The organism is Streptomyces sp. NPDC059371, assembly GCF_042751995.1.
Classification (GTDB): Bacteria; Actinomycetota; Actinomycetes; order Streptomycetales; family Streptomycetaceae; genus Streptomyces.
The window spans coordinates 1-7541 of sequence record NZ_JBHYXD010000179.1; the positions used below are offsets into that span (position 1 = coordinate 1).

7 protein-coding genes, 2 rRNA genes and 2 pseudogenes are annotated in these 7541 nt (G+C 65.7%); 5 read left to right on the top strand and 6 right to left on the bottom strand.

The window, feature by feature from the left end; all coding sequences use genetic code 11:
- Positions 1-194 precede the first annotated feature (194 nt).
- The 3 genes and pseudogenes from ACFXGX_RS42590 to ACFXGX_RS42600 all read left to right on the top strand — a co-directional run bounded on the left by ACFXGX_RS42590 (position 195) and on the right by ACFXGX_RS42600 (position 2108).
- Positions 195-770, top strand: a complete 576-nt coding sequence (locus ACFXGX_RS42590; protein WP_384803681.1) for a hypothetical protein — start codon at positions 195-197, stop codon at positions 768-770.
- A 45-nt stretch (positions 771-815) separates the two neighbouring features.
- A pseudogene (gene istB / locus ACFXGX_RS42595) lies at positions 816-1666 on the top strand (IS21-like element helper ATPase IstB).
- Positions 1650-2108 carry a hypothetical protein gene (locus ACFXGX_RS42600; RefSeq protein ID WP_384803684.1) on the top strand — a complete coding sequence of 153 codons (459 nt, stop codon included), beginning with the start codon at positions 1650-1652 and terminating at the stop codon, positions 2106-2108. The pseudogene istB and the gene ACFXGX_RS42600 overlap by 17 nt, the downstream one beginning before the upstream one ends.
- 10 nt (positions 2109-2118) lie before the next feature.
- Here the strand turns inward: ACFXGX_RS42600 and ACFXGX_RS42605 are convergent, their stop codons facing one another.
- From ACFXGX_RS42605 to ACFXGX_RS42615, 3 genes are all read right to left on the bottom strand, one after another.
- A complete protein-coding gene (locus ACFXGX_RS42605; protein ID WP_384803687.1) occupies positions 2119-2541 on the bottom strand; it encodes a hypothetical protein in 423 nt (140 codons plus the stop codon).
- Between the two features lie 671 nt (positions 2542-3212).
- Positions 3213-3752, bottom strand: coding sequence for a hypothetical protein (locus ACFXGX_RS42610; RefSeq protein WP_384803690.1), 540 nt, complete (start codon positions 3750-3752; stop codon positions 3213-3215).
- A gap of 141 nt (positions 3753-3893) precedes the next feature.
- Positions 3894-4139, bottom strand: coding sequence for a DUF2283 domain-containing protein (locus ACFXGX_RS42615; RefSeq protein ID WP_384803693.1), 246 nt, complete (start codon positions 4137-4139; stop codon positions 3894-3896).
- A 142-nt stretch (positions 4140-4281) separates the two neighbouring features.
- Between ACFXGX_RS42615 and ACFXGX_RS42620 the strand changes: the two are divergent.
- Positions 4282-5000, top strand: a pseudogene (locus tag ACFXGX_RS42620) (IS110 family transposase); the annotation flags it as partial.
- Here ACFXGX_RS42620 and ACFXGX_RS42625 read toward each other — a convergent pair.
- On the bottom strand, positions 4915-5406 hold the full coding sequence (locus ACFXGX_RS42625) for a hypothetical protein (protein WP_384803696.1): 492 nt from the start codon (positions 5404-5406) through the stop codon (positions 4915-4917). The pseudogene ACFXGX_RS42620 and the gene ACFXGX_RS42625 sit on opposite strands and share 86 nt — an antisense overlap.
- 1371 nt (positions 5407-6777) lie before the next feature.
- Here ACFXGX_RS42625 and ACFXGX_RS42630 point away from each other — a divergent pair.
- Entirely contained in the window at positions 6778-7086 is a 309-nt protein-coding gene (locus ACFXGX_RS42630) for a hypothetical protein (RefSeq protein ID WP_384803699.1), read from the top strand.
- Between the two features lie 53 nt (positions 7087-7139).
- Here ACFXGX_RS42630 and rrf read toward each other — a convergent pair.
- Both rrf and ACFXGX_RS42640 read right to left on the bottom strand, forming a co-directional pair.
- A 5S ribosomal RNA gene (rrf, locus tag ACFXGX_RS42635) occupies positions 7140-7256 on the bottom strand.
- Between the two features lie 86 nt (positions 7257-7342).
- Positions 7343-7541 (bottom strand): 23S ribosomal RNA (locus ACFXGX_RS42640); the annotation flags it as partial.

Here is a 7541-nt window from a genome sequence, read left to right on the forward strand (position 1 = left end):
TCACCCCGGCTGGGAGATCGTGCTGAAGATTTGATTGCCGCATCAGCGGCGGAGGTGCCGTCCCGGAACCAGACCGGCTCCGTGACAACTCGAAGGACTTTACTCATCCGGCAGGGCACTGTCAACATCCGCCTGTCAAGATCTTTTGACCTCGGCTGGGCCCAGACAGCGACTGGTCCAACCAGGCTCCCAGCATGTCTGGTCCGACGTTGGTGATCGAGTGGGCGCAGCCACCGCCCCCAGTGAGGCTGCGGGCGTTCCGCGCGTTGATGGTGAAGCTCTCCTCCCACTCCGATGAGCGGCGACCCAGGTTCTATGACGTCAACGTGCCCGCCGAGCGGGTGGTGCTCGACCACTTGCTGGAGGTCCTGCCGGCCAAGCCGGGATCCCTGGCCGGTTCCGAAGCTCTCGACCAGGCCCGCCGCGTGGGCACCTTCCCTCCCGCTCACGAGGCGTTCTGGTTCGCGGCCAAGCACGCCCTCGGCGAGAGCGACGGCACGAAGGCGCTGGTGCACGTCCTGCTGCTGCACCGGCGCCTGCAACATCGCGACGTTGTCACCGGCATCCAGGCTGCCCTCGCGGCCCGGGGCCTGCACCGCGGATGTCGGCGCGCTCGAAGCGCGAAAGGCTGCCGAGACCCAGAGCCAGCCCCCGATGGTCACGGTCCCGCTGCCCGAGCCGGTGGTCCCGCCGGAGCAACCGCTGCCCAGCTTGACCGAACGCCGAACCGCCCGCCTGCCACCCGACCAGCGTCCCCTTCCAGCGCTTGAGCGCTGGGACCAGCTCCTGCACCAGCGACCCGGAAGGGACCCTCGATGACCGGCCCACAGCACACCCTGACCGAGCCTGCCTCCGACGCTGCCATCGACACCGCCTGCCGCGTCCTGCGGTTGCCGACCATGCGGGCCCAGTTCGCGGACACCGTCTCCCGCGCCGAGCGTGAGCGCTTGTCCTACCGCGGCTTCTCGCGGAATTGCTGATGGCCGAGTGCGAGGACCGCGACCGACGTCGCGGTGAGCGACGGATCCGCGCGCCTGGCTTTCCGCGTTCGAAGCGGCTGCCCGACTTCGACTACTCGGCCAACCCCAACGTCATGCCCGCTTTGGTCAACAACCTCGCCTCGCCACCTGCGAGTGGGTCAAGAAGGGGGAGCCGCTCTGCCTGAACGGCGGCTCCGGCACCGGCAAGACCCATCTGCTGATCGGGTTTGGTTCCGCCGCGGCGATGGCTGACTTCCGGGTTCGCTACGCACTCGCCGCCCGCCTGGTCAACGAGCTCGTCGCCGCAGCCGACGAGAAACAGCTGACCAAGGCGATCGCTCGCTACAGCCCGCGTCGATCTGCTTTGCATTGATGAGCTGGGCTATCTCGAGCTGGACCGCCGCGGGGCCGAGATGTTGTTCCAGGTTCTGACGGAGAGGGAACAGCAGAACGGTGTTGCGATCGCTTCGAATGAATCGTTCGGGGGCTGGACCAAGACCTTCACCGACCCCCGGCTCTGCGCGGCGATCGTCGACCGACTGACCTTCAGCGGCACGATCATCGAGACCGGGACCGAGTCCTACCGACTCACCCAGACAAAAGCCAAGCAGCAGCGAGGCCAGCGAAGAATCGTCTGGAGATCACCACGGTCCCTGGCAGGCTGGAGGCGTGACACCCCTCGATGATCAAGACCTGAGCACGGCGATTCAGAATGCCGGCTCACCGACCTGGTCTCTCCGCGTCGCGGCCGGGCGGCAACTCGCCGTCTCGGACAAGATCGAGGAAGTTGCGGACGTCATCCATCGTCTCCTGTTGGACGAGCAGGACACCGGCGTCATCCAGGAGACTGCCGAAACCCTGCTCGCGCGCAACGACACCATCGGCCTGCGCTTTGTCCTGCTGGCCTACAGTCGCGCTGCCACCAACGATGCGGTGGATCAACTCGGTGCTGCCCTGGACTGCAACCCTGAATGGATGACGACCGAAGGCGCGGACCAGCTGATCAAGCAGTACCGCGAACTGGCAACGGACCAGGACGCCGGCGTCCGCGACGAAGCCCAACAGATCCTGGCGCGGTTACGGCCGCGCGAGGAATGGGCACGAGGCTCAGCCCAGGCCGACTCCTGATTCTCGTTGATCAAAATTGTTCCCCAGTCCGCCGGCTGAGGTGTTCGAGGAACTCCTGCAGACTGGCTGCGGCCACCTCGAAGTCGTCGAACCATGAGGCCGCGGTCGATCTCCAGATCCGTCCGCTGTCCCCGATCGCAAACAGATGACCTCCGCCGTCGCTGGCGAACACCAGCGCTATCGGTTCATCGTCGATTGCTGGCGGGCCGTACTCCCGGAAGTGCCCTGCGACCGTTACGGGCGAGTGGATGAAGTAGCCGTTGTCGACATCGGGCAGTGACGCCTCGCTGATCACCCAGTAGAGCGTGGTCAGATCGGAGGGGATCGGCGTCAGGTCCACCAGTGCGCCCGTCGCCCGGTGACTTTCGTCCGTTGCGAGGGAGACGGCGTTCTGGCCTGGCGGGAAGCCGTGCGTCGCGGTGAACGACTCCATCAACTTCGTGAGTGCTACGTCGGCGCGCTCCCACCACGCTCGGAGCCACTCCGACTCAAGCCGCTCACCAGGCATGTTTCCCTCCAACACGCATGGGCCCTGCCCGCCATAAGCAGGGAAGAACATATCGGAAGGACCCGGCCTGGAAGGAGTGCGGACAGACCGGCACCTCCCGGTCTCATCGGCTCGACCCATCGTCGACTGGGGCCACGCGAGACCGGAAGCCGAGGCCGCCTCAACCCGGCACGCTGGCCCACCTGGAACCGTAAAAGTGGGGCCAGTTCAGACCGTTACCGCCAGCCAAAGCCGAGCTGCTCGACGGAATAGCGCCAGTCGTCGCCAGGCTGTGATCGAGCAGGGCGGGCCGCCTCACCAGGTATGGATCTCGCTGCACGGTGCCACTGACGTACTGCCCTTGCTGGTCAATGCCTGCTCACCAGCGTGTGTCGCGGTGCTGCCTGATGCTGCCTGATGCTGCCTGATGCTGCTCAGGGCTACATTCCTGCACCGCACCTGGACGGCCGAATCGACCAGCCGGCATCGGACTGAGACTGACCACCCGATGACTGGGTCGAGCAACACCGACCGCCCGCACCCTCCGGCGCGAGACCGACTGCAAAGCCTCCTGCGGGCAATGCACGGCACAGCCAGCCGTTCCGGCTCTCGACAGGTCAAGGCAAGTGTTGGCGCGTCTCTGTCCAGGCGAGGAGCTGGTCCCGTACGGGGCTGGGTTGCAGGTGGTCGACAAGCCTGTCGAGATGGGCTGTCAGGTTCTTGTGCCGCCGCAGCTCGCCCATCTGCTCAACCTCGAGGCTGCGCCAGTGGTCAGCGAGAGCACGGGCGTCAGCCGGGGTGAGAGCCAGCGCAGTGACGGTGTCGGACGCCAACGCTTCGGGGCTCCAGTCGTGATCCTCGTCGTCAGGGCCGAGCTGGTCGATCACCCACGTCCGGAGCATGAAGTTGTGCTGCGCCGCTCGTGCCTGATCCCAGAGGCTGTCGCCGTACAGACGCTGGTTGGCCTGCAATGACAGCTTGGCCCACTGCTTGCGGACTTCGTGGGGCTCGTCGGCGCCATAGGCATGGCCCTGCGCGACGACACGTACCGACTCAAGCTGCCGACCTTGAGCGTCCTCGGCGAACCGCTGAAGACGCTCGATCGTCCCGGCGCTGAGGTCGCAGCTCGGGTTCTCGTGATCGGCATCAGCGTTCACGAGTCCTCGTTCCTGACGGGACGGTGGGCAGGCCTGGCCGACCCGACGAGTATCACGTGGACGTCGCCGAAGACTCAGTGAGCCGTTTCCAACCTTCTGCAAGGCGTACCGCAGTCGCCGCGAGCGCGGTGCCCGACTGTTTCATGCACCTTCGGTATCCAGTCGCTCCGCGGACTGGAGGAGGTACTCGGGCAGCTTTGAACTGGCAGCCAACACCTCGATGCCGATGAGGCGGCCCTGCTCGTCGAAGTCGAGGTTGATCATGCCGCCGACGTCCACTGGATCGCAGGGATACATACGTGCCGACTTCACCCGGGCCTGCGGTTCAGTGAGGTATACGTACGCTGCGTCCACGGTCTTGTCGTAGGTGACTCTGACGTCTGCCACGGTGAGCGGGCTCCCTTGCTGTCATTGATGGCGGCGCTGTCCTTGTCCTGACTCCGGCCCCAGCGATCTCAGGCTGCCGTGGCGAGGTGCAAGCCCGACATGGCCTTGACGATGTCGGTGATACGGGCGGTGCTGCAACGGCCTGGACGTCGGCAAGGGCGAACACCACGCCACCGCCGTCACCCCGGCGGGGAAGAAGGCATTCGACAAGCGCCTGCGCAACACCGACCCCAAGCACGGGCGATCGACGGCGAGGACGAGACCATTGCCGGGCTGGAGATGATCGTCGGGTTCGACGACGACCTGACTGGCGAAGCGACCAGAGTCGCCGACCGGCTCCACGGCCTGCTGACCCAGATCCATCCGTCGCTGGAGCGGGCACTGGGGCCGCGGTTGCAGCACCCGGCCGTTCTCGCTCTGCTGGAGCGTTTCGGTTCACCGGCCCAGATCCGCGAGGCCGGCCGACGCCGTCTGGTCACGCTGTTACGGCCGAAGGCCCCGCGGATGGCCGAGCGGCTGGTCGAGGAGATCGTCACCGCCCTGGACGAGCAGACCGGCACCGTTCCCGGCACCGAGGCGGCCGCGCTGATCCTCCCGAGCCTGGCCGGCTCACTGACCGCCGTCCTTGACCAGCGCAAACTCTTGGCCGGGCGAATCGAGGAACTCCTGGAGGACCACTCTCTTTCGAAGGTCCTGACCTCGATGCCAGGAATCGGCGTCAGGACCGGAGCCCGCATCCTGATCGAGGTCTACGAATCACGTCCGGCGGCAACGGTCAGCCAGTCGGCGGTTCTGCCAGCAGCACCACCCGGTCGGACTCGACGTCGAACCCCAGCACCGGATGGCTCTGGTCCCAGTCGCCCTCGGGCGTCATCACCACCGGCTTGCCCAGTCGGTGCCCGATCGCGCGGAGAAATCCGCACAGCACATCCAGCCGCTCCTGCCCCTGCAACTCCCGCAGATCCACGTCAAAGCCGATCTCCTCAGCCGACTCCAACCGAAAGATCGCCAACACATCCGGCGCCGGCCAGACCCGCAGATCCGCGCAGTCAGCATCAACAGGCCGCGACAGCACCTCCCCAGCACGCGGCAACGGCATGACAACACCGCCCTCGGAGTACTCACTCCGCCAGCCACTCGCAACAATCAGATCGAGGACAGCCTGCCAATCCTCAACCCCAGTCCCTGTCACCCACACATCCGGAAGACAACCCTCCCACTCAAAGTCGAAGAAGCCCTTCACGTCATCCCACAGCAGCTCAGACACCAGGCAATGCTGACCTCACCCCGAACGCAAACGCACCCGGATTTCCTTGACCAAAACCGTAGGGGTACCCCGCATCGGCGGGTGAAGCAAGCCGCCTGCAAGCCGCCTGCGTTAGGAGATGATCCGGTGCGTGGCTGAAGCGGCAGGTACAGATGCGGACGACGCTTGTACATGGGCTGAGCGCCGCTGGAGTGGACGCGGCATGCGAAGGAGTGGGGTACGAAGGAATCCCTGATCCGTAAGGTGGCCCGTGCTCCCCAGGAGGAGGCGATCAAGGCGAAGCTCACCGACCTGGTCGAGCTCGTCGTCCACCGGGCGTATCGCTGCAAGGATCGCGAATACGTGCGGGTGGCCCGGGCTGTCGACAGCGCTGACCTACGAGGCAGGCTCTATCGGGCAGCCGATTCGGACAGTCCGTGGGCCCGGTGCCACGCCGGGTACGTACTCTGGCTCCTGGACCGCCCTGACATACCCAACACCCGTCGTGTCTGGCAGACCTGGGTGGCAGGCGAAGCTGCGTCATTGCTCTGACCGGGGGACGATGCAGGGAAGGCTCCCGTGATCATGGAGGGCTCTCGCCCCGTGACCTGCCTGGAAGGCCCTACCCGCCGACGCATCACCCCTGATTCCGCCTGCCCTTGACCGGCTCCGCGAGCAGTCCGACGTCGGGCCCGGGGAGGTGCCCGGCCTGCTGGAGCGCCTGGCTCAAGTGCCGGATCCGCACGATTCGCGCGGCGTGCGCCATGCCCTGGCCGTCGTGGCCGTCGTGCCCACGCTGACCGCGTGCGCGGTGCCGACCGGCGCGACCCCCCGCTGCTGGCGGTCGGCGAGTGGACCTCGGACGCACCGCCGCACGTACTGGAGCGACTCGGCGTGCGCCCTGGTTCCGTACTGCCCCGGAGGCTGATGCCCTCGGAGACGACGGTCCGCCGGCTGCTCGCCCGCATCGACGCCGAAGCCCTGCCGGGCGGACAGGCTGATCTCGGTCGGCGATCCATCCACCAAGAGCTTCGCCATTCCCCCGAACGCCGCCAGGGGCTAACTGCCTTACTGCCCAACCGGGTTGGAGAAGTTTCAGTGTCGGTCCTGGTCTGGACGAGGCCTCGTACATCGCACCCCGCCCGCGGCGGTCCCCAACCGCAACGTCCACTCCACCGCCGAGCACATCGCGGCCGAGCACTTCGCGGCCGGAACAGACAACACCGACCCACCACTCGACAGCTCCCGCCATTCGAGGGCGTGGCACGATGTGCGGCATGACCACGAACCGAAAGGTCCATGCCGCGTAGACGGCCAAGACGAATCCGGGCCGGCCTTCCCCGCTACCGGACAGCTGGAGCCAGGCAGTCCATCGACGGCTTGTCGTCGAGCGTGCTGTCCGAGATCGTTCGCCTCGAACGCACCCGCAACTATCTACAGCCAGGGGACATCAGCGCGGCCGTGCGCCTCTGGAAGGGCTACGTCCACCACCCCGAGCGCGTGCTGTGGCGCGACTACGAGTGGGGCAACGTGCACTGGTACTGCTGCGGCAATCCCCTGGAAGCACGCGCTCTTCTCGACACCGTGATGCAGGCCATGACACCCCGAAGCGCCCGCGAGCTACGACAGATCGTCAGCCGGTTCGACGCCGTATGGAATGGAACAGCAACCTCTGTATTCATGACAGGGAAATGTTTTTGAACGCAGAAAACCCCCGGACCGGTATCCCCGGTCCGGGGGTTTTCTCAAAAATTGTTCGGCGGCGTCCTACTCTCCCACAGGGTCCCCCCTGCAGTACCATCGGCGCTGTGAGGCTTAGCTTCCGGGTTCGGAATGTAACCGGGCGTTTCCCTCACGCTATGACCACCGAAACTCTATGAAACTGTCAACCGGAGCCGTGGCATAGCTACGACGGTTGTTCGTGGTTTCAGAACCAACACAGTGGACGCGAGCAACTGAGGACAAGCCCTCGGCCTATTAGTACCAGTCACCTCCACCCGTTACCGGGCTTCCAGATCTGGCCTATCAACCCAGTCGTCTACTGGGAGCCTTAACCCCTCAAGGGGGTGGGAATACTCATCTCGAAGCAGGCTTCCCGCTTAGATGCTTTCAGCGGTTATCCCTCCCGAACGTAGCCAACCAGCCATGCCCTTGGC

Excerpts from the sequence above, each read along its gene's own strand:
- ACFXGX_RS42590 (WP_384803681.1), top strand. The coding sequence starts at position 195 with ATGTCTGGTCCGACGTTGGTGATCGAGTGGGCGCAGCCACCGCCCCCA.
- ACFXGX_RS42605 (WP_384803687.1), bottom strand. The coding sequence starts at position 2,541 with ATGGAGTCGTTCACCGCGACGCACGGCTTCCCGCCAGGCCAGAACGCC.